Origin of the sequence: Mycobacterium shigaense, from assembly GCF_002356315.1 — a bacterium.
Lineage (GTDB): Bacteria > Actinomycetota > Actinomycetes > Mycobacteriales > Mycobacteriaceae > Mycobacterium > Mycobacterium shigaense.
Genome location: NZ_AP018164.1, coordinates 3207698 through 3231496, shown reverse-complemented (window position 1 = coordinate 3231496; position 23799 = coordinate 3207698). Strand labels below are relative to the sequence as shown.

General features: G+C 68.7%; 21 protein-coding genes. 17 read left to right on the top strand and 4 right to left on the bottom strand.

Annotated features, from left to right (window positions below; all coding sequences use genetic code 11):
* Window position 1: 1 nt before the first annotated feature.
* The 3 genes from MSG_RS15145 to MSG_RS15135 are packed head-to-tail and all read right to left on the bottom strand — an operon-like array spanning window position 2 to window position 4205.
* Window positions 2-856 (bottom strand): thioesterase family protein, encoded by an 855-nt coding sequence (locus tag MSG_RS15145; RefSeq protein WP_232011039.1) that lies wholly within the window; start codon window positions 854-856, stop codon window positions 2-4.
* Window positions 853-3771 carry an MMPL/RND family transporter gene (locus MSG_RS15140; RefSeq protein WP_096440844.1) on the bottom strand — a complete coding sequence of 973 codons (2919 nt, stop codon included), beginning with the start codon at window positions 3769-3771 and terminating at the stop codon, window positions 853-855. Before MSG_RS15140 ends, MSG_RS15145 begins: the two co-directional genes overlap by 4 nt.
* Window positions 3768-4205 carry an MmpS family transport accessory protein gene (locus tag MSG_RS15135; protein ID WP_096440842.1) on the bottom strand — a complete coding sequence of 146 codons (438 nt, stop codon included), beginning with the start codon at window positions 4203-4205 and terminating at the stop codon, window positions 3768-3770. Before MSG_RS15135 ends, MSG_RS15140 begins: the two co-directional genes overlap by 4 nt.
* Before the next feature lie 249 nt (window positions 4206-4454).
* Here MSG_RS15135 and MSG_RS15130 point away from each other — a divergent pair, with 249 nt between their 5' ends.
* Complete coding sequence (locus tag MSG_RS15130) at window positions 4455-5120, top strand: TetR/AcrR family transcriptional regulator (protein ID WP_096440840.1); 666 nt, start codon at window positions 4455-4457, stop codon at window positions 5118-5120.
* Window positions 5121-5261: 141 nt separating this feature from the next.
* On the opposite strand, the gene MSG_RS15125 is transcribed toward MSG_RS15130, so the two are convergent.
* Entirely contained in the window at window positions 5262-6404 is a 1143-nt protein-coding gene (locus MSG_RS15125) for an FAD-dependent monooxygenase (protein WP_096440838.1), read from the bottom strand.
* A gap of 71 nt (window positions 6405-6475) precedes the next feature.
* On the opposite strand from MSG_RS15125, the gene MSG_RS15120 reads away from it, so the two are divergent.
* The 16 genes from MSG_RS15120 to MSG_RS15045 all read left to right on the top strand — a co-directional run bounded on the left by MSG_RS15120 (window position 6476) and on the right by MSG_RS15045 (window position 23783).
* Window positions 6476-7090, top strand: a complete 615-nt coding sequence (locus MSG_RS15120; protein WP_181159170.1) for a TetR/AcrR family transcriptional regulator — start codon at window positions 6476-6478, stop codon at window positions 7088-7090.
* Window positions 7091-7150: 60 nt separating this feature from the next.
* Entirely contained in the window at window positions 7151-8743 is a 1593-nt protein-coding gene (locus MSG_RS15115; RefSeq protein ID WP_096440836.1) for a UDP-N-acetylmuramoyl-L-alanyl-D-glutamate--2,6-diaminopimelate ligase, read from the top strand.
* Window positions 8740-10302, top strand: a complete 1563-nt coding sequence (locus MSG_RS15110; protein ID WP_096440834.1) for a UDP-N-acetylmuramoyl-tripeptide--D-alanyl-D-alanine ligase — start codon at window positions 8740-8742, stop codon at window positions 10300-10302. Before MSG_RS15115 ends, MSG_RS15110 begins: the two co-directional genes overlap by 4 nt.
* On the top strand, window positions 10299-11378 hold the full coding sequence (mraY, locus tag MSG_RS15105; protein WP_096440832.1) for a phospho-N-acetylmuramoyl-pentapeptide-transferase: 1080 nt from the start codon (window positions 10299-10301) through the stop codon (window positions 11376-11378). Before MSG_RS15110 ends, mraY begins: the two co-directional genes overlap by 4 nt.
* Window position 11379: 1 nt before the next feature.
* On the top strand, window positions 11380-12831 hold the full coding sequence (gene murD / locus MSG_RS15100; RefSeq protein WP_096440830.1) for a UDP-N-acetylmuramoyl-L-alanine--D-glutamate ligase: 1452 nt from the start codon (window positions 11380-11382) through the stop codon (window positions 12829-12831).
* Between the two features lie 30 nt (window positions 12832-12861).
* Window positions 12862-14556 (top strand): putative lipid II flippase FtsW, encoded by a 1695-nt coding sequence (gene ftsW, locus MSG_RS15095; protein ID WP_373421153.1) that lies wholly within the window; start codon window positions 12862-12864, stop codon window positions 14554-14556.
* Between the two features lie 5 nt (window positions 14557-14561).
* Window positions 14562-15791: an undecaprenyldiphospho-muramoylpentapeptide beta-N-acetylglucosaminyltransferase gene (murG, locus tag MSG_RS15090; RefSeq protein WP_373421148.1), complete on the top strand. Its 1230-nt coding sequence runs from the start codon at window positions 14562-14564 to the stop codon at window positions 15789-15791.
* Window positions 15788-17287: a UDP-N-acetylmuramate--L-alanine ligase gene (gene murC, locus MSG_RS15085; protein WP_096440826.1), complete on the top strand. Its 1500-nt coding sequence runs from the start codon at window positions 15788-15790 to the stop codon at window positions 17285-17287. The genes murG and murC overlap by 4 nt, the downstream gene beginning before the upstream one ends.
* Entirely contained in the window at window positions 17284-18228 is a 945-nt protein-coding gene (locus MSG_RS15080) for a cell division protein FtsQ/DivIB (RefSeq protein WP_096440824.1), read from the top strand. The genes murC and MSG_RS15080 overlap by 4 nt, the downstream gene beginning before the upstream one ends.
* Before the next feature lie 213 nt (window positions 18229-18441).
* On the top strand, window positions 18442-19605 hold the full coding sequence (gene ftsZ, locus MSG_RS15075; RefSeq protein ID WP_096444553.1) for a cell division protein FtsZ: 1164 nt from the start codon (window positions 18442-18444) through the stop codon (window positions 19603-19605).
* Window positions 19606-19642: 37 nt separating this feature from the next.
* Window positions 19643-20350 (top strand): peptidoglycan editing factor PgeF, encoded by a 708-nt coding sequence (pgeF, locus tag MSG_RS15070; RefSeq protein ID WP_181159169.1) that lies wholly within the window; start codon window positions 19643-19645, stop codon window positions 20348-20350.
* 5 nt (window positions 20351-20355) lie between these two features.
* Complete coding sequence (locus MSG_RS15065) at window positions 20356-21150, top strand: YggS family pyridoxal phosphate enzyme (RefSeq protein ID WP_096440820.1); 795 nt, start codon at window positions 20356-20358, stop codon at window positions 21148-21150.
* 67 nt (window positions 21151-21217) lie between these two features.
* The gene (locus MSG_RS15060; RefSeq protein WP_096440818.1) at window positions 21218-21874 is read left to right on the top strand and encodes a cell division protein SepF; all 657 of its coding nucleotides are present in this window, start codon (window positions 21218-21220) and stop codon (window positions 21872-21874) included.
* 153 nt (window positions 21875-22027) lie between these two features.
* Complete coding sequence (locus MSG_RS15055; protein ID WP_007170773.1) at window positions 22028-22318, top strand: YggT family protein; 291 nt, start codon at window positions 22028-22030, stop codon at window positions 22316-22318.
* Between the two features lie 249 nt (window positions 22319-22567).
* Window positions 22568-23359 carry a DivIVA-like cell division protein Wag31 gene (gene wag31 / locus MSG_RS15050; RefSeq protein ID WP_096440816.1) on the top strand — a complete coding sequence of 264 codons (792 nt, stop codon included), beginning with the start codon at window positions 22568-22570 and terminating at the stop codon, window positions 23357-23359.
* A 94-nt stretch (window positions 23360-23453) separates the two neighbouring features.
* Window positions 23454-23783: a hypothetical protein gene (locus tag MSG_RS15045; protein ID WP_096440815.1), complete on the top strand. Its 330-nt coding sequence runs from the start codon at window positions 23454-23456 to the stop codon at window positions 23781-23783.
* Window positions 23784-23799: the final 16 nt, after the last annotated feature.

Sequence of the window (23799 nt, the reverse complement as noted above, 5' to 3'; positions counted from 1 at the left end):
TTCATTCGGGTTGCCAGTTCTGTTTGGGCAGCAAGGCCAACTGTCGGCTCTGCGCGACGATGTGACCCGCGGCGTCCACGATGACGTGGTCCTCTTCGAACCATGTGTCGCCCAGCAGCGTTGAGCTGGCCATGACGCGCATCCAGCCGGGCGAGGGGAGGCGGCGTAGGTAGGTGGTGAGTTGGACGGTGGGTGTCCAGCCGAAGAAGCCGCGCTGCATGATCACCGGTGGGCTGATATCACCGGCCATAATCGCGAACAATGCGGCCTTGTCCGGATCTACCTCGTCAGTTACTAAGGGGCGCAACCACATTCGAGTGATCGGTGGTCCGACCTTGCCGTCGAGAAAGCCCGAGGCTGTGGGATCCAGCCGCAGGTCACATCCCTGGCTAACGTGGATGATCTGTCCCACCGGGCTTTCGGAGTTGACGGGGATCGCGTCTGCACCGGGCTCAGCCGCCATTCCCGTCAGTGCGTGGGTCTCCTGATGGCGTGGCGGATCGACATCCAGGTGTCCGAGGGTGATGGTGCACCTCACCGCGGGCCGATCGCGCTGCGAGAGTTCCACATCGACGAGACAGACCTGTCGACCGCGACGGCGGACGGACGTGGACAACCGGACCTCGCCCGGGTCGGGCGCGGAGAGGTAGTTGGCGCCCAGCGCGATCGGTGACAGCGCGACCTCGCCGAGCGCCTGATGAGCCGCCGCGCCGCAGAGCGCCATCAGGCAGCCGCCATGCACTTTGGAGCCGATAGTCCACATCGGGTCGATGGTGGCCGCGAAGGTGCCGGCGCCGGTGGGCTCGATGGTAGTGAGGTCGGTGAAGGGGCGGGTGACGGTCGTGCTGTCTGTCACGTTCGGCTCCTCGAGATATGTTGTGGAAATTGGCTATTCGTTGGTTCTGAGCCTGCGGCGGGTGCGGGTCCGGTGGTCTGTGTGCGTCCGGATCGCCGGAGCCTGGCCGGTCTGGTGTCAATCTTCATGGGCCACCAGAACCACCGCCCGAGCAACGCGGCGATCGAGGGTGTCAAGAGCGAACGCACGACGAAGGTGTCGAATAACAGCCCCAATCCGATCGTGGTGCCGATCTGTCCGACGGACCGAAGGTCGTTGGTGATCATCGAGATCATGGTGAACGCGAACACCAATCCTGCTGCTGTGACGACACCCCCGGTGGCGCCCATGGCACGGATGAGTCCGGTTTTCAGCCCAGCCCCGATCTCTTCTTTCATCCGGGATACGACGAGCAGGTTGTAGTCGGATCCCACGGCGAGGAGCACGATGACGGCCATAACGATGACCAGCCACTGCAGCTCGATGCCGAGGATCTGTTGCCAGATCAGCACGGACAGGCCAAACGAGGCGGCCAGTGAGAGCACGACGGTACCGACGATCACCATGGCGGCGACCAGGGCGCGGGTGATCACCACCATCACCACGAAGATCAATATGATCGCCGCGATGGCGGCAATCAGCAGGTCGTAGTGGGCTCCCTGCTGAATGTCTTTGTAGGTGGCCGCCGTACCGCCGAGGAAGAATTTCGCATTCGCCAGCGGGCCGCCCTTGACGGCTTCCTTGGCCGCCCGCAACTCGGCGTCCACGTGTGAAATGCCTTCGGGGGTAGCCGGATCGACGTCGTGGGTGACGATGAAGCGCGCGGCCTTTCCGTCCGGCGACAGCATGAGTTGCATGCCGCGTTGAAAGTCTGGGCTGTCGAAGGCCTCCGGCGGCAGATAGAACATGTCGTCGTTCTTCGCCTCGTCGAAGGTCTGCCCCATCGCGGCCGCCGTGTCGGTCATGCGTTCCAGTTGCGTGATCATGCCGCCGAAGCTGCTGCGCAGGGTCAGCATCAGGTCACGGACGGTCGTCGACAGGGCGATCAGTGGGGGAAGCTGGTCCGCGATCTGGGGGGTCAGCCGGTCGACGGAATCCAGCGCGGACGAAAGCGCCTTGGTGTTGTCGGCGAGTTTGTCGAAGCCGTCGGTGGCGTCGAACAACGATCGGAACGCCCAGCACGCGGGGATGTCATAGCAATGCCGTTCCCAGTAGAAATAGCTCCGCAACGGTCGGAAGAAGTCGTCGAAATCGGCTATCTGGTCGCGTAATTCGGCGGTGGTGGCCGACATGTCGTGCGTCGAGCCCGCCGCGGTGTGCGTGGCATCGGCGACCTGCACGGTCAGGTCGTGGAGGTGCGCCATGATCGCGATCATCGCGGTGAGCTTGTCGGTCATCGTCTGGGTGTCGTCGAGCCGGGCCTGCAGGAATTGCAGATTCTCCCGCATCGACACCGCTTGTGCGCTGATCTGGTAGGGCACCGAACCGTGTTCCATCGGTGGACCCAGGGGGCGGGTGATGCTCTGCACGCGCGCGATTCCTGGGATGCGGAAGATGTTCTTGGCCACCCGATCCAGCACCAGCATGTCGCGCGGGTTGCGCATGTCGTGGTCGGCCTCGACCATCAGCAGGTCGGGATTCATCCGGGCGGAGGTGAAGTGTTTCTCCGCAGCCGTGTAGCCGAGGTTCGACGGAACATCGTCGGGGATGTAGAAGCGGTTGTTGTAGCTGGTCCGATAGCCCGGGAGCGCGGCGAGACCGACGAGCGAGAGCGCGGTCGCGACGACGAAGATGGGGCCGGGCCAACGCACCACCGCCGTGCCGAGTTTGCGCCAGCCGCGGGCCTTCTCGTTGCGTTTAGGGTCAAGTGGACCGAAGCGACTGCTGATGGTGAGTACGGCGGGGGCGAACGTCAGGGCCATCGTGAGGGTGACGAGCATGGCGATCGCGCAAGGCAGCGCCAGGGTGTTGAAGTAGTTCAGGCGGGTGAAGCGCAGGCACATCATCGCGCCGGCGATGGTCAGACCAGATCCGAGTATGACATGGGCAACACCGGAAAAGGTTGAATAGAAAGCTTTTTCGGTGTCCTCGCCGCTGTTGCGGGCCTCGTGATAGCGGCCGAGCAGAAAGATCCAGTAGTCGGTTCCTGCGGCGATCGTCATCGCCGTCAGGACATTGACGGAAAAGGTGGACAGCCCGATCAGGTCGTAGTTGCCCAAAACGGCGACGACGCCGCGGGCCATGCTCATTTCGGTCAGCACCACCAGGAGAGCGACAAAAGTCGTCACCAGCGAGCGGTACACGATCAGCAACATCAGCGTGATGACGATGACCGTGACCACGGTCATTTTGGCCCCGCTCTTGTCGCCGGCCTCGTTGGTGTCGGCGACCTGGGCCGCCTGGCCGGTGAGGTAGGCACGCAGGCCGGGCGGCGGATGGTCGCGATCGACGATGTCGCGCACGGCGCGGACCGAGTCGATGCCTTGCGCGGAGCCTTGATTGCCCGCCAGATGGACCTGTACGTAGGCGGCGTTGCCGCTTTCGCTCTGCGAACCCGCCGAGGTGATGCGGTCACCCCAGAAATCCTGGACGTGTTCGACGTGTGCGCTGTCGCGCCGAAGTCTGTCGACCAGCCCGGCGTAGTAGCGGTGTGCCTGGTCGCCCAGCACGGTGTCGCTTTCCAGGATGATCATCACCACGCTGTCGGAGGTGAACTCGCCGAATTTCTGGCCGATGTGTTTCATCGCGATGACCGACGGTGCGTCCTGGGGCGACATCGACACCGCGTGTTGCGCGCCAACGACCTCCAGCTTGGGCACGAGGATATTCGTCGCGGCGGCAGCGGCCAGCCAGACGAGGATGACGGGCACCGACAAGGTACGCACCAACCGGGGCCACCGCGGGTGCGGATTGTCCGTGCGCTGACTACCGCTCATGCTGCCTTCACGAGGCAAAACGCGGTCGCGTCGGTGCCGGTGGCGCCCTGTTGTTCGCGCAGTTCGCCGTTGACCGTGATCCGGCACCGCAGCGCCGAACTGTCCCCTTGGGCGACCACGTTGGCGAACACACTGGGAACGGTGGTCACCAGTGTGTGCGACCACGGCAACGAGGTGAAGCGCTCCTGCTGCGCCTGCGAGTTCCCGTCGATGTAACTGACCATTCCCGAGGTTCCCGGCGGTCCGTCCACCTCATAGGTCACGAACTTCGGAATCGTGGAAACGATGTTCTCCGTGCGTGTCTCGCCGGATCCCGCGCTTTGTGAACCGAACACACCGTGCAGCCGGTAGATGATGAATGCGCCGACCGTCGTCACCGCGACGACGATGACCAGGACCCACGCCTGGGCGGCCGCGCTCAACAGCCTGTTCATCGGCTGACCCGGGGCTGCGGTCCACCCGCATGGCTTGTCCGCTCGGATGTCATAGACCGTGACTATACGTACATATGCATACGGCTGTATAGTAACGTGCGTTACACATTCGCCGTGTGTTCGATGGTCGAGCCCTCGTTGCGAGGAAGCCTTAAGCGATGAGGTCCAGGGCATTCCGGCGGCCCCACCATCCGCGCGACAAGCCGCGATGAGCCAAGAATGGCGATCGCCGGAGGTTAGGCTGAGACCATGGTTCGACCAGCTCGACAGCGAAATCCGCGCGGTCAGGGGGGGTTGCTGCGCGACGAGATTCTTAGTGCCGCGATCCATGTCATCGACCAGGCCCAGAATGAAGTAGAGGTTTCGCTGCGCAGCATCGCCCGTGCCGCGGGGATATCGACGATGTCGGTGTACTCCCACTTTGCCGACCGCGACGCGGTCCTGGCGGCCGTCGCCGAATTGAGCTGGCAGCAGGTCTGTCAGGACATCGTCGAGCAGGCCCACGCGGGCGAGACCCCAAGGTCTCGCTTGCTGCTCGGCTGCCGGGCTTATGTGGCGTTCGCACAACGCTTTCCGCTTCGATATTCGCTGATGACCCAGGTCGATGAGGCCCCGCCGGCCGCCCGCCAGGCCCTCGCGGTGATGACGCGTGGGCTACTCGCCATCGGGGACACCGAAGCCACCGGTTCCGCGGACGGCGTCTCGGACAAAACCGCCGCCGCCCTGTCGGTCGCCCTGCACGGGGTCGCCATGCTGCATCGGACCGATACACCGCACCTTTGGCTGCACGATTTCAGCACGTGCGACATCATCGGCAGCCTCGTCGACGCGGCGGTGCTGCAAATCGAACACGCCGGCAGCGCGCGGGCCGCGGCCAAGCGGTCGGGGGGCGCCGCGCGGGCGCGGGCCACCTGAGACTTGGCTGGAGACGCGCTCGCCACGCTCGAAACAGTCACCGGCCCAGCGCAATTCGTGCTTCGCGCGGGCTGACCCGACCTGGACCTGTCTCACGCCTGCCTCGACTACATCCGCGCACCGCAGCGGATACATCAGCACTCAGTTGCCGCTCGACGAGGGCTTCGAGCTCGCCGTCCGCGTGTGGCCGGCCGGCCTCAAGCCGCGGTTGCGCGCGTCGATCTGCTCCTGGGTGGCCGGTACCAGCCGGTCACCGCCCGGCGCCGCGGTCGCCTGGGAGCGGAGGACGTGGGGTCGCTGATCGTGTTCGTATTGCTCGAACGCCCGGCGCGGGCCGCCGGGACGGTCGCGCAAGGCTTTGGCCAGAAACCAGGCGCCTGTCAGTGCGAGGGCGGTGCCTCGCCCGGACAGCGGCGAGGCGCAGTGCGCGGCATCGCCGACCAGGACGACGTGACCGCGATGCCAACGCGGCATGTGGATCTGGCTGACCGAATCGAAATAGAGCTCGGGGTCCGTGACCGCGGCGGCGACCAACTCGGGGACCCGCCATTCGCTGTGGCCGGCAAACGCATCGGAAAGGATCCGCTGCTGTGCCGCCGGGTCATGATAGTCGTAGTCGATCCAAGGCGAGCGAAAGATCAAGACCGCCAATGCTTTATCGCGATAGGTGGCGATGCCGGCCAGGTGGCCCGGGAAGTTGTACATCGGGTTGTTGCGCCCGGATGGCGTGTAGTCGGGCAGGTTGGCCAGTGCGATGTAGAAGCCGAGGTGGTGGAGAAACTGTTGCTCGGGCCCGAACGTGAGCCGGCGGACGGCGGAATGCATTCCGTCGGCGCCCACGACCAGGTCGTAGCGTTCGGCCGCGCCCGAGCTGAATCGGACGTCGACGCCGCGGCCGTCGTCGCCGATCTCGGTGATCGATTCACAGAACCGCAGCTTGGCCGACGGCCCGAGGCGCCTGTGCAGGATGTTGGTGAGGTCTTCGCGCGGGATTTCGATGTCGTCGGGGGAGTCGCCGAGGTCCTCGGGGATTTCGGCGACCACGGCGCCGTTGGCGTCGACGAACTGCACGCGCTCGGTCATGTCGATGCGGTGGTCGAGGATCTCGGTGAGTACGCCCATCTTGTCGGCGACGGCAATCGAGTCACCGCGGATGTCGATGGGGGATCCGTTGACGCGCAGATGGTCGGCGCGTTCGACGAGGGTGACGTCGTGGCCGTCGGCGCCGAGGTTGATCGCCGCGCTCAGGCCCGCGACGCCGGCACCGGAGACGAGAATCCGCATGGGATCGCCACCTTCTCACTTTAAGATACGGGTTGTACCCTAGAACCTAAGCCCTGGCGTTAGGAAACGCAATGTCTCTTAATCCGATTGTCGCGCCACAGCGCCGGCGAGGGCGTGCGCTGCAGGAGGCGCTGCTGGACTCGGCGTGGGCCGAGTTGACCGAGCGTGGCTACGACGACTTCACCATCGACGCCGTCGCCGTGCGGGCCGGCACCAGCCGCGCCGTGCTGTACCGCCGCTGGTCCAGCAAGCAGGAGCTCGTCATTGCGACATTGGCCCATGCGGCGGGCAAAGACGTGGTGGTTGCCCCCGACACCGGCAGCCTGCGAGGCGACGTCATCGGCCTGCTGCGGGAAGCCAACAAGGTCAGGATCGGGTTGGCGGCGCAGGTGTTCAGCCAGCTCGGCAGCCTCTATCGCGAAACCGGCACCAGCTTGGCCGACCTCAGCGCCTTTGTCCGCGGTGGCCGGGACTCCGCCATGGAGCAGGCACTGCAGCGGGCCATCGATCGAGGCGAGATCGAGCGCGACCGCGTGACCGAGCGAATCGGGCGGTTACCCGCCGATCTGTGGCGTCACGAAATCCTGATGACGTTGCGGCCGCTGACCGACGAGGCCATCGAAGAGATCGTCGACACGATCTTTCTGCCGCTGGTGGGCGCTCGGATGCCCGAATCGCCGCGTTGACGTGACCGGGCTGTGCCGCGCGGGCGTGCCTACCGGGTGGCCGGGTGTCGGTAGGGTGTCATGGCTGATCACGGCGATCTGATCGGGTCCAAGGAAGGTGTGACGGAAGTGTCGGTGCCCACTGAGTTGCGCCCCAGCGCCGCCGCGGGGGCGCGGCTGCCCGCGCTGGCAGCGCAGGTGGGCGCGGTGCCGGTGGCCGGCGACGACGTTCCCGACCTGCCGATCACCGGCGTGACGCTGCGCGCCCAGGACGTGCTGCCCGGCGACCTGTTCGCCGCCCTGCTCGGCGCGACGACGCACGGCGCCCGGTATGCCGCCGACGCGGTGGCCCGCGGGGCCGTCGCCGTGCTCACCGACGCCGCCGGCGTCGCCGCGATAGGCCCCCTGACTGTGCCCACCCTGGTGCATCCGTCGCCGCGCGCGGTGCTCGGCGGCCTGGCCGCCACGGTGTACGGAAACCCGTCCGACCGGCTGGCCGTCCTGGGAATCACCGGAACGTCGGGTAAGACCACCACGACCTACCTGGTCGAATCCGCGCTGCGCGCCGCCGGCCGGGTAGCCGGGCTGATCGGCACCATCGGGGTCCGGATCGACGGGGTCGACGTTCCCAGCGCCCTGACCACGCCGGAGGCTCCCGCCCTGCAGGCGATGCTCGCGGCGATGGCCGAGCGCGGGGTCGACACGGTGGTGATGGAAGTGTCCAGCCACGCCCTGACGCTGGGGCGGGTCGACGGCACCGGGTTCGCGGTTGGCGCGTTCACCAACCTGTCCCGTGATCATCTGGACTTCCACCCGACGATGCAGGACTACTTCGAGGCCAAGGCGCTGCTGTTCGATCCCGGTTCGCCGCTGCGCGCGCGGCGCGCCGTGGTGTGCGTCGACGACGACGCGGGGCGCGCGATGGCCGAAAGGGCCATGAAGGGTGGTGAGGCGATCACCGTCAGCGCCGAGGGCCATCCCGCGCACTGGCGGGCCGTCGACGCGGCGCCGCAGGGCGCCGGGGGACAGGCGTTCACCGCGATCGCGCCCGACGGAACCGCGCACCGGATCGGCATCCGGCTGCCGGGCCGTTACAACATCGCCAATTGCCTTGTCGCACTGGCAATTCTGGACACCGTCGGCGTTTCCGCGGAGCACGCGGCGCCCGGCCTGCTGCAGACGCGGGTGCCCGGGCGACTCGAAGAGGTCGACCGCGGTCAGGATTTCCTCGCCCTCGTCGACTACGCCCACAAGCCGGGCGCGTTGCGGGCGGTGCTGACCACGCTGCGGCAGCCGGGTCGGCGCCTGGCGGTGGTGATCGGCGCCGGCGGCGACCGGGACCCGGGCAAACGCGCGCCGATGGGTGCCGTCGCGGCCGAGCTGGCCGATCTGGTCGTCGTCACCGACGACAACCCGCGCAGCGAGGATCCTGCCGCGATCCGGCGCGAGATCCTGGCCGGGGCCTCCGCAGGCGGCGCCGCGGAGGAAGTCGTCGAGATCGGCGACCGGCGCGAGGCGATCCGGCACGCGGTCGGCTGGGCGGGCCCAAGCGACGTGGTGGTGATCGCCGGCAAGGGGCACGAGACCGGGCAGCAGGCGGGCGGCGTGACCCGCCCGTTCGACGACCGGGTCGAACTCGCGGCGGCGTTGGCGGCACTCGAGGCGCGGCGATGATCGAGCTGACCGTCGCCCAGATCGCCGGCATCGTCGGCGGCACGCTGGCCGACATCTCGCCCGAAGACGCGGCGCAGCTGCGCGTCACCGGGACCGTCGAATTCGACTCGCGCGCCGTCGGCCCCGGCGGGCTGTTCCTGGCGCTGCCCGGGGCGCGGTCGGACGGGCACGATCACGCGGCCTCGGCGGTCGCGGCCGGCGCGGCGGCGGTGCTGGCCGCCCGTCCGGTCGGCGTGCCGGCCATCGTGGTCCGGCCGGAACGGCCCGACAACTCCGTCGGCCGCGCCGGGGTGCTCGAGCACGACGCCGACGGCTCGGGCGCGGCGGTGCTGGCCGCGTTGGCCAAGCTGGCCGCCACGGTGGCCACCGAGCTGGTGGCCGACGGGCTGACCATCGTCGGGATCACCGGCTCGTCGGGAAAGACGTCGACCAAGGATTTGGTGGCCGCGGTCCTGGCCCCGCTGGGCGAGGTGGTCGCGCCGCCGGGCTCGTTCAACAACGAGCTGGGTCATCCCTGGACGGTGTTGCGCGCGACCCGTCGCACCGACTACCTGATCCTGGAGATGTCGGCGCGCCATCCCGGCAACATCGCCGCGCTGGCGAGGATTGCCCAGCCCGCGATCGGGGTAGTGCTCAACGTCGGCACCGCGCACCTGGGTGAGTTCGGCTCACGCGAAGCCATTGCCAGAACCAAAGCCGAACTGCCGCAAGCGGTTCCGTCTTCCGGGGCGGTCGTCCTCAACGTCGACGACCCGGCGGTGGCGGCGATGGCCGCCCAGACCGCGGCCCGGGTGATCCAGGTGAGCCGGTCGAGCGCCACCGACTCCGGTCCCAGCGACGTGTGGGCCGAGGGCGTGTCGCTGGACGAGTTGGCCCGGCCGCGCTTTACGTTGCATGCCAAAGGCGCCCAGGCGGAGGTCCAACTCGGGGTGTACGGCGACCACCAGGTCACGAACGCGCTGTGCGCGGGCGCGGTCGCGCTGCACTGCGGCGCCAGTGTCGAGCAGGTGGCCGAGGCGCTGGCCGCCACGGGCCCGGTGTCGCGGCACCGGATGCAGGTCACCACGCGCGCCGACGGGGTCACGGTGATCGACGATGCCTACAACGCCAACCCCGACTCGATGCGGGCCGGGCTGCAGGCGCTGGCCTGGATCGCCCACGGTGGGCAGCAACCGGGCGCTCCTCCCCGGCGCAGCTGGGCGGTGCTCGGCGAAATGGCCGAACTCGGCGACGATGCGATATCCGAGCACGATGGCATCGGTCGTCTGGCAGTGCGCTTAGATGTGTCTCGACTCGTTGTCGTGGGAATGGGGAGGTCGATGAGCGCCATGCACCACGCAGCGGTCTTGGAAGGGGCATGGGGCTCCTGGGGTGCCCCCGGGGACAGGGGGGCTCGACAGGTGGCCGACAGCGATGCCGCCCTGGCCCTGTTGCGTGCCGAGGTACAGCCCGGCGACGTGGTGTTGGTCAAGGCGTCCAACGCGGCCGGGCTGGGTGCGCTGGCGGAGGCGCTGGCCGCCGAAGACCCAGATGACTCGGACGCCGGGGCTCGCCCGTGAGGCAGATCCTGATCGCCGTCGCCATCGCGCTGATGGTGTCGATCCTGTTAACGCCCGCGCTGATCCGGCTGTTCACCCGCCAGGGCTTCGGCCATCAGACGCGCGAGGACGGCCCGCCCAGCCACCACGCCAAACGCGGCACCCCGTCGATGGGTGGCGTCGCCATCGTGGCAGGCATCTGGGCGGGTTACCTGGGCACCCACCTGGCCGGGCTGGCGTTCGACGGCGAGGGCGTGTCCGCGTCCGGTCTGCTGGTGCTGGGCCTGGCAACCGTCCTGGGCGGCGTCGGCTTCCTCGACGACCTGATCAAGATCCGGCGCTCGCGCAACCTCGGGCTGAACAAGACCGCCAAGACGGTCGGGCAGATCAGCGCCGCGGTGCTGTTCGGGGTGCTGGTGCTGGGATTCCACAATGCCAGTGGCCTGACGCCGGGCAGCCCCGATCTGTCCTACGTGCGTGAGATCGCCACCGTCACGCTGACTCCCGCGCTGTTCGTGCTGTTCTGCGTGGTCATCGTCACTTCCTGGTCCAACGCGGTGAACTTCACCGACGGCCTGGACGGGTTGGCCGCCGGCACCATGGCGATGGTCACCGGCGCCTACGTGCTGGTCACCTTCTGGCAGTACCGCAACGCGTGCGTCACCGCGCCGGGCCTGGGCTGCTACAACGTGCGCGACCCGCTGGACCTGGCGATCGTGGCGGCCGCCACCGCGGGCGCCTGCATCGGCTTTCTGTGGTGGAACGCCGCGCCGGCCAAGATCTTCATGGGAGACACCGGCTCGCTGGCGCTCGGCGGCATCATCGCGGGCCTGTCGGTCACCAGCCGCACCGAAATCCTGGCGGTGGTGCTGGGTTCGTTGTTCGTCGCCGAGGCCGGCTCGGTGGTGCTGCAGATACTGGCCTTCCGCACGACCGGGCGACGGGTATTCCGGATGGCGCCCTTCCACCACCACTTCGAGTTGAGCGGCTGGGCCGAAACCACGGTGATCATCCGCTTCTGGCTGCTTACCGCGATCACCTGTGGCCTGGGCGTGGCGCTGTTCTACGGTGAGTGGCTCGGCGCAGTCGGGGCCTGACGTGAGCGGGCTCGACCCCCTAGCGCCCGGTGCGCCCGTGCTGATCGCCGGCGCGCGGGTGACCGGACGGGCAATCCTGGCCGCGCTGCAGCGATTCGGCGCCGCGCCGACCCTGTGCGACGACGATCCGGCCATGCTGCGCCCGTATGCCGAAAGCGGAGTCGCGACAGTCGATCCCGCGAGCGCGGCCGCCCGGATCGCCGGCTACGCGCTGGTGGTCACCAGTCCCGGGTTTCATCCGTCGGCGCCCGTGCTGGCGGCGGCCGCGGCGGCGGGCGTCCCCATCTGGGGCGACGTCGAATTGGCCTGGCGCCTGGACTCCGCGGGTCGCTACGGGCCGCCGCGCCGCTGGTTGGTGGTGACCGGGACCAACGGCAAGACGACGACGACATCGATGCTGCACGCCATGCTGACGGCGGGCGGCGTGCGCAGCGTGCTGTGCGGCAACATCGGCGATCCGGTGCTCGACGTCCTCGAACAGCCCGCCGACGTGCTGGCCGTCGAGCTGTCGAGCTTCCAACTGTTCTGGGCGCCGTCGCTGCGGCCCGAGGCGGGGGTGGTGCTCAACATCGCCGAGGACCATCTGGATTGGCATTCGACGATGGCGGAGTACACCGCGGCGAAGGCCCGGGTGCTCGATGGCCGGGTGGCCGTCGTCGGCCTCGACGACGCCCGGGCCGCCGCCCTGCTGGACACCGCGGCCGCGCCGGTGCAGGCCGGTTTCCGGCTCGGCGAACCGGCGGCCGGGGAGCTCGGGGTGCGCGACGGGCAGCTGGTCGACCGCGCCTTCGCCGACGACCTGACGCTGCTGCCGGTCGACTCGATCCCCGTGCCGGGGCCCGTCGGCGTGCTCGACGCGCTGGCCGCCGCGGCGCTGGCCCGCTGCGTGGACGTGCCCGCGGTGGCGATCGCGGCGGCGATCGCCTCGTTCCGGGTGGGCCGGCATCGGGCCGAGGTGGTGCTCGTCGCCGACGGCATCCGATACGTCGACGATTCCAAGGCCACCAACCCGCACGCCGCCGAGGCGTCGATCCTGGCCTACCCCCGCGTGGTGTGGGTGGCCGGCGGTCTGCTGAAGGGCGCATCGGTCGATGCCGAGGTGGCCCGAGTCGCGTCGCGGCTGGTCGGCGCCGTGCTCATTGGCCAGGATCGCCAAGAGGTTGCAGAGGCGTTATCGCGACACGCGCCGGATGTCCCCGTCGTCCAGGTTGTGACAGGCGAGGATGCTGGTATGAATGCGACTGTTGTGATTCCTGGTGCAGATGTGACAGATGAGTCTGATGTGAAACTCGGCACCCGGGTCATGACCGCGGTGGTCGCCGCGGCCCGGGAGCTGGCCAAGCCGGGCGACACCGTGTTGCTGGCGCCGGCGGGCGCATCGTTCGACCAGTTCACCGGTTACGCCGACCGCGGTGACGCCTTCGCGGCGGCCGTCCGCGCGGCGCAGCAGTAGGCGCGCGTGGCGAAGAAACTGACCCGGCTGATGCGCCGGGGCAACAGGGCCGTCGACGCCGCGCCGGCCGATGCGGGCGCGGACGCTTCAGCCGAGCAGCGCGCCGCCTATTCGGAGGCCGATACCGAGGCCACGACGGATGCCATCGCGACGCCGGACGACTCCGGCGTCCACGACACGTCGGCGACGGCCCCGGCGAAAGCGCCCGCCACGGCGCAGTTCAGCAACGCTCGGGCCCGCGTCGGCACCTGGCTGGGTCGGCCCATGACCTCGTTTCACCTGATCATCGCCGTCGCGACGCTGCTGACGACGCTCGGCCTGATCATGGTGCTGTCGGCGTCGGGTGTGCGGTCCTACGGCGCAGACGGTTCGGCGTGGGTGATCTTCGGCAAGCAGGTGCTCTGGACGGTCATCGGCCTGGTGGCGGCCTACGTCGCGATGCGGATGTCGGTGCGGTTCCTGCGGCGAGTGGCTTTCACCGGCTACGTGGTGACCATCATCTTGCTGGTGCTGGTGCTGGTTCCCGGCATCGGCCATCTGGCCAACGGCTCGCGGAAGTGGTTCGTCATCGCGGGCTTCTCGATGCAGCCCTCCGAGCTGGCCAAGATCGCGTTCGCGATCTGGGGTGCGCACCTGCTGGCCAGCCGACGCCTGGAACGGGCCGCGCTGCGCGAGATGCTGGTTCCGTTGGTGCCCGCCGCGATCATCGCGCTGGCGCTGATCGTGGCCCAGCCCGACCTGGGGCAGACGGTGTCGCTGGGCATCATCCTGCTGGCGTTGCTGTGGTACGCCGGGTTGCCGCTGCGCGTCTTCGGCACCTCGCTGCTGGCGGTGTTCATGGCCGGCGCGGTCTTGGCGATGTCTGCCGGTTACCGGTCGGACCGGGTGCGCTCCTGGCTGGATCCGGAGAACGACCCGATGGACACCGGCTATCAGGCTCGGCAGGCAAAGTTCGCACTGGCGCACGGCGGGGTCTTCGGGGACGGCCTGGGCCAGGGCGTCGCGAAATGGAACTACCTGCCCAACGCGCACAACGACTTCATCTTCGCGATCATCGGCGAGGAACTCGGCTTCGTCGGCGCGTTCGCCCTGCTGGGGCTGTTCGGGTTGTTCGCCTATACGGGCATGCGGATCGCACGCCGCTCGGCCGACCCGTTCTTGCGTTTGCTGACCGCCACCACGACGATGTGGGTGCTGGGTCAGGCGTTCATCAACATCGGTTACGTGATCGGCGTGCTGCCGGTGACCGGCCTGCAGTTACCTCTCATCTCGGCTGGTGGAACATCAACGGCGGCAACGCTTTTCATGATAGGCCTGATGGCGAACGCGGCTCGGCACGAGCCTGACGCGGTTGCCGCGCTGCGGGCCGGGCGTGATGACAAGATGAATCGGCTGCTGCGGTTGCCGCCGCCCGAGCCGTACACGCCGCCGCGCATCGAGGCGTTCCGCGACCGCAAGCGCAGCAGCGCGCAGCCGACCCGGTCGCCCGCCCAGGGCAAGGGCCGCAAGGCCCCTCAGCCGCCTGCGCGCAAGGCCGCCATACCGTCTGCCAAAACGTCGAGGCGCAACGCCGATCCGCCGATGCGGCCGGCTTTCCCCCGAACGGGTGCCCGCCAGGCCACCCACTCAGGGCATCATGGATCTCGCCGGCGCCATGCCGATGTGGCAGCCGGTCGGCGTCAAGTACGGCGCTCTCGCGCATTGGAAGGTCAGCGTTACGGGTGAACAACATGGTCAGGGAGCCGACCGGCGGGCAGGGGGCGAGTCCCTCGCCCGCCGGTGCCGCATCATCGGTCCGTTCCGGCCTGTCAGTGGTATTGGCCGGCGGCGGCACCGCTGGCCACGTTGAGCCGGCGATGGCCGTTGCCGATGCGCTCTCCGCACTGGACCCCGGCGTCCGGATCACCGCGCTGGGCACCGCGCGCGGACTGGAAACCCGGCTGGTGCCTGAACGCGGGTACGACCTCGAGCTGATCACGCCGGTGCCGCTGCCCCGCAAGCCCAGCGGCGACCTGGCCCGGCTGCCACCGCGGGTCTGGCGGGCCGTCCGCGAGACGCGCGCGGTGCTCGACGCCGTCGACGCCGACGTGGTCGTCGGATTCGGGGGATACGTGGCCCTGCCCGCCTACCTGGCCGCCCGCGGCTTCCCCGGGGTCCGGCGCCGTGTCCCCGTGCTGATCCACGAGGCAAATGCTCGTGCCGGCATCGCCAACCGGGTCGGCGCGCGCAGCGCCGACCGGATTCTGTCGGCCGTGCCCGATTCCGGGCTGCGCGGCGCCGAGGTGGTCGGCATCCCGGTGCGCGCCGCCATCACCTCCCTGGACCGCGCGAGCCTGCGGGCCGAGGCGCGCAGCCACTTCGGCTTCGCCGACGACGCCCGGGTGCTGCTGGTGTTCGGCGGTTCCCAGGGTGCGGTGTCGCTCAACCGGGCGGTGGCCGCGGCCGCCGCCGACCTGGCCGCCGCCGGCGTGGCCGTCTTGCACGCGCACGGGCCCAAGAACACTCTCGAGCTGCGCACGCCCGGCCCCGGCGATCCACCGTACGTGGCGGTGCCCTACCTGGACCGGATGGACCTGGCCTACGCCGCCGCCGACCTGGCGATCTGCCGGTCCGGCGCGATGACCGTCGCCGAGGTGTCGGCCGTGGGCCTCCCGGCGATCTATGTGCCGCTGCCGATCGGAAACGGCGAGCAGCGGCTGAACGCGCTGCCGGTGGTCAACGCCGGGGGTGGCATGGTCGTCGCCGACGGCGATCTGACGCCGGAGCTGGTGGCGCGGGAGGTCTGCGGCCTGCTCACCGACCCGCCGCGGCTGGCGGTGATGACCGCGGCCGCCGCGCAGGTGGGGCATCCGGAGGCAGCGCGCCAGGTCGCCGAGGCGGCGCTGGACATTGCGCGACGAGCGCGTGATGGGGGGCGTGGGGGGCCCGGGTCTGCCAAGAGGACCGGGAAAACGCCGTGACCGCCGAGCAATTGCCGCCCGAATTGCAGCGGGTGCACATGGTGGGCATCGGGGGAGCCGGGATGTCGGGCATCGCCCGCATCCTGCTCGATCGCGGCGGCATGGTGTCGGGTTCGGACGCCAAGGAGTCGCGCGGCGTGCACGCGCTGCGGGCGCGGGGCGCGCTGATCCGCATCGGGCACGACGCCTCGTCCCTGGATCTGCTGCCCGGCGGCGCGACGGCGGTGATCACCACGCACGCGGCCATCCCGAAGACCAACCCCGAGCTCGTCGAGGCCCGGCGCCGCGGCATACCGGTGGTGCTGCGACCGACCGTGCTGGCCAAGCTGATGGCCGGGCGCACCGCCCTGATGGTGACCGGTACCCACGGGAAGACGACGACGACGTCGATGCTGATCGTCGCGCTGCAGCACTGCGGCCGCGACCCGTCGTTCGCCGTGGGCGGCGACCTCGGCGAGGCCGGTACCAACGCGCACCACGGCAGCGGGGACTGCTTCGTTGCCGAGGCCGACGAGAGCGACGGCTCGCTGCTGGAGTACGCGCCCGACGTCGCGGTGGTCACCAACATCGAGCTCGACCACCTGGACTTCTACGGCAGCGCCGACGCCTACGTCGGGGTGTTCGATTCCTTCGTCGAGCGTCTTGCCCCGGGCGGCGTCCTGGTGGCGTGCATCGACGATCCGGGTGCGGCCGAACTGGCCCGGCGCAGTGCCGAGCTGGGAATCCGGGTGCTGCGGTACGGATCGCAGGGCGGCTCTGCAGGCGCATCGTACGGCGAGCTCGCCGGCACGTTGCTGTCCTGGGAGCAGCACGGCACCGAGGCGGTCGCACACATCCAGCTCGCCTCGGAACGAGATCGGATACCCGTGCGGGCGATGCGGCTGGCGGTCCCCGGGCGGCATATGGCGCTCAACGCCTTGGGCGCGCTGCTGGCGGCGACCGAGGTCGGCGCGCCCGTCGACGAGGTGCTCGACGGCCTGGCCGGCTTCGAGGGTGTGCGCCGCCGGTTCGAGTTCGTCGGCACCGCAGTGGTCGGCCCGGGGTCGGTGCGGGTGTTCGACGACTATGCCCACCACCCGACCGAGATCAGTGTGACGCTGGGGGCGGTCCGCGGGCTGCTCGAGCAACACGGCGAGGGTCGCGCACTGGTGGTGTTCCAGCCCCATTTGTATTCGCGGACAAAGGCTTTCGCTGCCGACTTCGGCAAGGCGCTGAGCGCTGCCGACGAGGTGTTCGTCCTCGACGTCTACGGCGCTCGCGAACAACCACTGGCCGGCGTCAGCGGGGCGAGCGTCGCCGCGCACGTCAGCGTGCCCGCTCGTTACCTGCCGGACTTCTCGGCGGCGGCCGAGCAGGTGGCCGCCGCGGCCGGACCCGGCGACGTCATCGTCACGATGGGTGCCGGCGACGTGACCATGCTGGGCCCCGAGATCGTGTCCGCGCTGCGGATGCGGGCCAATCGCAGCGCTCCCGGCCGGCCGGGGGAGTCGCCATGACCGAGCCGCCGGACGCCACGGCCGCCGAGTCGCCCGCACCCGAGGCCGAGGCCGCCATCACCGAACCGATTCTGGTCGACAAGGGCCAACCGCAGGACGCCGAAACCCAGGCCGGCGAGGACGATTTCGAGGGCCCGCGCCGTCGGGCCCGGCGCGAGCGGGCAGAGCGCCGCGCCGCGCAGGCTCGCGCCACCGCCATCGAGGAAGCCCGCCGAGAGGCCAAACGCCGAGCCAGCGGGCGCCTCGCCAACGAGCCCAAACCTGTTGCGCGAGGCGTGGTTCGCGGCCTCAAGATGCTGCTCGCGACGGTGTTGCTGGTCATCGTCGGGGTGGGGCTCGCGCTGGCCCTCTATTTCACGCCCGCGATGTCGGCGCGCAACATCGTCGTCACCGGCACGGGAACGGTGACCCGCGAGGAGGTTCTCGACGCCGCGCAGGTGCGCATCGGGACCCCGCTGCTGCAGATCAACACCAACCAGGTCGCCGACCGGGTGGCCGCGATCCGGCGGGTAGCCAGCGCCCGCGTCCAGCGGCAATACCCGTCGGCGCTGCGGATCACGATCGTGGAACGAGTGCCGGTGGCGGTCAAGGACTTTGCGGACGGTCCGCATCTGTTCGACCGCGACGGCGTCGATTTCGCGACCGGGCCGCCGCCGCCCGCGCTGCCCTACCTCGACGTCGCCGATCCCGGACCGACCGACCCGACCACCAAGGCCGCCCTCCAGGTGCTCCTGGCGCTCCGTCCCGAGGTCGCCGGTCAGGTGGGCCGGGTCGCGGCACCGTCGGTCGCGTCTATCACGCTCACGCTCGGCGACGGTCGAGTGGTGATCTGGGGGACCACGGACCGCACCGAGGAAAAGGCCGAGAAGCTGGCCGCGCTGCTGACCCAACCGGGCAAGACCTACGACGTCTCCAGTCCGGATCTGCCCACGGTCAAGTAGCGGCCCTGACGCGGGGCCGAAAAATTTGCGCGCCGCGCGTCGGCGCGCCTGCGGGGTTAGCGCGCGCCATGCCCATACCGTTCTGGTTGCGCGGAAGTACTTGACATAACTCTAACTCTATGGTTGAGGTTGAGGGTTTGCCGGGTAAGCCGCCACGGAGTACGCGAGAACCCCATCGGGGAGAACCAGAGCCACCAGGGAGGAAGACGAATGATGACCCCCCCGCATAACTACCTGGCCGTCATCAAGGTCGTAGGTATCGGCGGCGGCGGCGTCAACGCCGTCAACCGGATGATCGAACAGGGCCTCAAGGGCGTGGAGTTCATCGCGATCAACACCGACGCTCAGGCGCTGTTGATGAGCGATGCCGACGTCAAGCTGGACGTGGGCCGGGAGTCCACCCGGGGATTGGGCGCCGGCGCCGACCCGGAGGTCGGGCGCAAGGCCGCCGAGGACGCCAAGGACGAGATCGAAGAGCTGCTGCGCGGGGCGGACATGGTGTTCGTCACCGCCGGGGAGGGCGGTGGAACCGGGACCGGCGGCGCGCCCGTCGTCGCCAGCATCGCGCGCAAGCTGGGCGCGCTGACCGTCGGCGTGGTCACTCGGCCGTTCTCCTTCGAGGGCAAGCGGCGCGGCAACCAGGCCGAGACCGGCATCGCCGCGCTGCGGGAGAGTTGCGACACCCTGATCGTGATTCCCAACGACCGGCTGCTGCAGATGGGCGACGCCGCGGTATCGCTGATGGACGCGTTCCGCAGCGCCGACGAGGTGCTGCTCAACGGCGTGCAGGGCATCACCGACCTGATCACCACGCCCGGCCTGATCAACGTCGACTTTGCCGACGTCAAGGGCATCATGTCCGGCGCGGGTACGGCGCTGATGGGTATCGGTTCGGCCCGCGGCGAAGGCCGTTCGCTCAAGGCCGCCGAGATCGCGATCAACTCGCCGCTGCTGGAAGCGTCGATGGAAGGTGCCCACGGCGTGCTGATGTCGATCGCCGGTGGCAGTGACCTGGGTCTGTTCGAGATCAACGAGGCGGCCTCGCTGGTGCAGGACGCGGCCCATCAGGACGCCAACATCATCTTCGGAACCGTCATCGACGACTCGCTGGGCGACGAGGTGCGCGTCACCGTCATCGCGGCGGGCTTCGACGCTGCCGGCGCCGGCCGCAAGCCCGTCGTAGGCGTCGGAGGTGCCGCCGGCGTGGAGAAGGCCGGCGGCGCGCACCGGATCGAGTCGGCCAAGGCCGGAAAGCTCACGTCGACGCTGTTCGAACCGGTCGACGCCGTCAGTGTTCCGGTGCACACCAACGGCGCGACGCTGAGTATCGGCGGAGATGACGACGACGTCGATGTGCCGCCCTTCATGCGCCGCTGAGCCCTTGAGCATTCGGCGCGCGCCGGATACTGGTGAGGTGAGCGTTCGTATCCGGCGCGTGACCACCACCCGTGCGGGCGGCGTATCCAAGCCGCCGTTCGACACCTTCAACCTCGGCGACCACGTGGGCGACGATCCGGCGGCGGTGACCGCCAACCGCGCCCGGCTCGCCGCGGCCGTCGGCCTGGGTGCCGACCGGGTGGTGTGGATGAACCAGGTGCACGGCGATCGGGTCGTCCTGGTCGACGAGCCGCCGAACGCCGTCATCGACGACACCGACGCGTTGGTCACGCGCACGCCGCGACTGGCATTGGCGGTGGTGACCGCCGATTGCGTCCCGGTCTTATTGGCCGACGCCCGCGCCGGTGTGGCCGCGGCAATTCACGCCGGCCGCGTCGGGGCGGCGAAGGGAGTTGTCCCCCGCGCCGTCGAGGCGATGGAGAAGCTCGGTGCGCGTACCGGCGACATCTCGGCATTGCTCGGGCCGGCGGTCAGCGGCTGCAATTACGAGGTGCCCGCCGCCATGGCCGACGAGGTCGAGACGGCCCTGCCGGGCAGCCGCACCACCACCGCCAAAGGAACGCCCGGTCTCGACCTTCGGGCCGGAATCGCCTGCCAGCTAAAGGATTTGGGTGTCACCTCGATCGACATCGATCCGCGGTGCACGGTGGCTGACGCTGCCTTGTTCAGTCATCGCCGGGGTGCGCCAACCGGGCGGCTGGCGTCGTTGGTGTGGATGGAATGACTGTCATGGCGGGGGACGTGCCGGCTCCGGACGCGCAAGGAAATCGCGAATCGGAATTGACGCACGCGTTGGCGGCGGTTCGTTCACGACTTGCATTGGCCGCGCAGCGCGCGGGCCGCAATGTCGGCGAAATTGAACTTCTCCCAATTACGAAATTCTTTCCGGTAACCGATGTCGCGATTTTGTCTCGATTGGGTTGCCGATCAGTGGGCGAATCCCGCGAACAAGAAGCTTCGGCAAAGGTGGCCGAACTCACGCGGTTGGTTGCGGCTTCCGCCGCTTCCGGGCGGCCGGATTCCCGGGAAGTGCACTGGCACATGGTCGGCCGGATTCAGCGAAAAAAGGCCAAATCACTGGCCCGCTGGGCGCATACGGCGCACTCGGTCGACAGCTCGCCGCTGGTCACCGCCCTCGACCGGGCGATAGCCGCGGCGCTGGCCGACGGCTTGCGGAAGGACCGCCTGCGGGTCTACGTCCAGATCAGTCTGGACGGCGACGTGTCCCGCGGCGGCGTCGACATGACCGTCCCCGGCGCCGTCGACGAGGTGTGCGCGCAGGTCGACGCGGCGGACAGTCTCGAGCTGATCGGACTGATGGGTATTCCGCCGCTGGGCGGCGATCCGGAGGCGGCGTTCGAGCGGCTGCAAACCGAGCACCGCCGGGTGCTCGAGTCACATCCGAATGCGCTCGGTTTGTCCGCCGGGATGTCGAACGATCTCGAAATCGCCGTAAAACACGGTTCGACGTGTGTGCGTGTCGGTACCGCGCTGTTGGGCCCTCGACAGCTACCGTCACCGTGAGTAGTCACTGTAGTCACACCTTCATCACAGACATCAATAATCCCAGGGGCTAGAAGGGTCTAACGCGATGAGCACACTGCACAAGGTCAAGGCGTACTTCGGTATGGCCCCGATGGACGACTACGAAGACGAGTACTACGACGACCGCGCGCCCTCCCGGGGTTTCCCGCGGCCCCGGTTCGACGACGGCTATGGCCGTCTGGATGGCCGTCTGGATGGCCGCTACGACGGACGGGACTACGACGACCCGCGCGGCGAGCCCGACTATGCGCCGGCCGGCTACCGCGGCGGCTACGCCGACGAGCCCCCGTTCCGCGGCCGCGACTTCGACCGGCCCGAAATGAGCAGGCCGCGCCTTGGCTCGTTCCTCCGCGGCGGCGGCACCCGTGGCGCGCTGGCCATGGACCCGCGCCGGATGGCGATGATGTTCGAGGAGGGCCACCCGCTGTCGAAGATCACCACGTTGCGGCCCAAGGACTACAGCGAAGCCCGCACCATCGGCGAGCGATTCCGCGACGGAACCCCGGTCATCATGGACCTGGTGTCGATGGATAACGCCGACGCCAAGCGGTTGGTCGACTTCGCCGCCGGCCTGGCCTTCGCCCTGCGCGGCTCGTTCGACAAGGTCGCGACCAAGGTGTTCCTGCTGTCGCCCGCCGACGTCGACGTATCGCCGGAGGAGCGTCGCCGGATCGCCGAAACCGGCTTCTACGCTTACCAGTAGCGAGCCCGGCCCGCGGGCCCGGCGGGGTCGTGGCCTTGGAGCTGCGCCGTCCGGCGCAGGTGAGATGTCTGATTGGCTAGCGAGTCGGTACGCTGGCTGTTGCCGCGCTCGCGCGCGTCGAATGACCATCTCATCGTAAGGTCGGGACTTTCGTTGGTGCTCTTCTTCCAGATCCTTGGATTTGCGCTGTTCATCTTCTGGCTGCTGCTCATCGCTCGGGTGGTCGTCGAGTTCATCCGCTCGTTCAGCCGTGATTGGCATCCGACCGGCATCACCGTGGTGATCTTGGAAATCATCATGTCGATTACCGATCCGCCCGTGAAACTGCTGCGGCGGTTGATCCCGCAGCTCACCATCGGGGCGGTCCGCTTCGACCTGTCCATCATGGTGCTCCTGTTGGTCGCATTCATCGGTATGCAGCTGGCGTTCGGCGCCGCGGCATGAGTGAGCGGGCCGCAGCGGAAGAGCCCGGGCGACAGTTCGGCCACGGTTTGGCTTCGGTTCGATGCTGGCGATTTCCATTTTCTAAGGAATCGGATTTTATTGCTCTTAGTGTTTGAAATTGGTTCTTATTTATTGGCCTAATCGGCGACCGCCGAGTCTGGTGTGACAGGATGGGCGGCAGTTGCACAAGGGCTGCTACTCCGTTCTACACTTTCCAGAACGTTTGACAGGAACTTGAGGGGACGAACAATGCCGCTTACACCAGCCGACGTCCACAATGTGGCGTTCAGTAAGCCGCCTATCGGCAAGCGCGGATACAACGAAGACGAGGTTGACGCATTCCTTGACCTCGTCGAGAACGAGCTGACGCGGCTCATCGAAGAGAACTCGGATCTGCGCCAGCGGATCGAGGAACTCGACCGCGAGCTGGCCGCCGGTGGCGGCGCCGCTGCCGCCCCCGCCGCTGCTCAGCCCGCCCCCGTTGCTCCTGTCTTCGAACCCGAGCCCGAGCCGGTCAAGGCCGCCCCGGTGGCGGCGCCCATCAACGAGGACCAGGCCATCAAGGCCGCCCGGGTGCTGAGCCTGGCGCAAGACACCGCCGACCGCCTGACCAGCACCGCCCAGGCCGAGTCCGAGAAGTTGCTGTCCGACGCGCGCGCGAACGCAGACCAGATTCTCGCCGAGGCCCGCAACACCGCCGAAAGCGCGGTCATCGAGGCGCGGCAGCGTGCCGACGCAATGCTGGCCGACGCGCAAAGCCGCTCCGAGACGCAGCTGCGCCAGGCGCAAGAGAAGGCCGACGCCCTGCAGGCCGACGCCGAGCGCAAGCACTCCGAGATCATGGGCACCATCAATCAGCAGCGCACGGTCCTGGAAGGCCGTCTCGAGCAGCTGCGGACGTTCGAACGCGAATACCGGACCCGGCTCAAGACGTACCTCGAATCGCAGCTCGAGGAGCTCGGCCAGCGCGGGTCGGCGGCACCCGTCGACTCCAGCGCCGATGCGGGGGGGTTCGAACAATTCAACCGGGGCAGTAACTAGCCTCGGTGTGGTGCCCGGAACTCGTCACTGCGAGGCCGGCACCGGAAGCCTGCACTGGACCTGGCAGGCCCGCCCGTCGGCTGGAGGATGACCGATGCTGATCATTGCGCTGGTACTGGCTCTCATCGGGCTCGTTGCCCTGGTGTTCGCGGTTGTCACCAGCAACGAGCTGGTGGCCTGGGTGTGCATCGGCGCCAGTGTGCTGGGCGTCGTGCTGCTCATCATCGACGCGTTGCGCGAGCGGCAGCGGCGCGATGCGGGCGTCGACGCCGCCGAAGCGGCCGACGCGGAGGCCTACGACTACCCCGAAGAGGTCTCGGACGAGGCCGAACAATCCGCCGCGATCGGTGAGTCGGAGGCGGGCGACGGCAGCGACGCGACCGAGCAATCGTCCGTATCCGCCGACGACAAACCCGCCAAATAGGCCGGCGCCCGCCCGC

What these genes read in the sequence shown, in the direction of transcription:
- wag31 (WP_096440816.1), top strand. Translation starts at nt 22,568, where the DNA reads ATGCCGCTTACACCAGCCGACGTCCACAATGTGGCGTTCAGTAAGCCG.
- MSG_RS15045 (WP_096440815.1), top strand. Translation starts at nt 23,454, where the DNA reads ATGCTGATCATTGCGCTGGTACTGGCTCTCATCGGGCTCGTTGCCCTG.
- ftsZ (WP_096444553.1), top strand. Translation starts at nt 18,442, where the DNA reads ATGACCCCCCCGCATAACTACCTGGCCGTCATCAAGGTCGTAGGTATC.
- MSG_RS15130 (WP_096440840.1), top strand. Translation starts at nt 4,455, where the DNA reads ATGGTTCGACCAGCTCGACAGCGAAATCCGCGCGGTCAGGGGGGGTTG.
- MSG_RS15060 (WP_096440818.1), top strand. Translation starts at nt 21,218, where the DNA reads ATGAGCACACTGCACAAGGTCAAGGCGTACTTCGGTATGGCCCCGATG.
- MSG_RS15140 (WP_096440844.1), bottom strand. Translation starts at nt 3,771, where the DNA reads ATGAGCGGTAGTCAGCGCACGGACAATCCGCACCCGCGGTGGCCCCGG.
- MSG_RS15065 (WP_096440820.1), top strand. Translation starts at nt 20,356, where the DNA reads ATGGCGGGGGACGTGCCGGCTCCGGACGCGCAAGGAAATCGCGAATCG.
- ftsW (WP_373421153.1), top strand. Translation starts at nt 12,862, where the DNA reads ATGCGCCGGGGCAACAGGGCCGTCGACGCCGCGCCGGCCGATGCGGGC.
- MSG_RS15115 (WP_096440836.1), top strand. Translation starts at nt 7,151, where the DNA reads ATGGCTGATCACGGCGATCTGATCGGGTCCAAGGAAGGTGTGACGGAA.
- MSG_RS15125 (WP_096440838.1), bottom strand. Translation starts at nt 6,404, where the DNA reads ATGCGGATTCTCGTCTCCGGTGCCGGCGTCGCGGGCCTGAGCGCGGCG.
- MSG_RS15120 (WP_181159170.1), top strand. Translation starts at nt 6,476, where the DNA reads ATGTCTCTTAATCCGATTGTCGCGCCACAGCGCCGGCGAGGGCGTGCG.
- MSG_RS15135 (WP_096440842.1), bottom strand. Translation starts at nt 4,205, where the DNA reads ATGAACAGGCTGTTGAGCGCGGCCGCCCAGGCGTGGGTCCTGGTCATC.
- MSG_RS15080 (WP_096440824.1), top strand. Translation starts at nt 17,284, where the DNA reads ATGACCGAGCCGCCGGACGCCACGGCCGCCGAGTCGCCCGCACCCGAG.
- murG (WP_373421148.1), top strand. Translation starts at nt 14,562, where the DNA reads ATGGTCAGGGAGCCGACCGGCGGGCAGGGGGCGAGTCCCTCGCCCGCC.
- MSG_RS15110 (WP_096440834.1), top strand. Translation starts at nt 8,740, where the DNA reads ATGATCGAGCTGACCGTCGCCCAGATCGCCGGCATCGTCGGCGGCACG.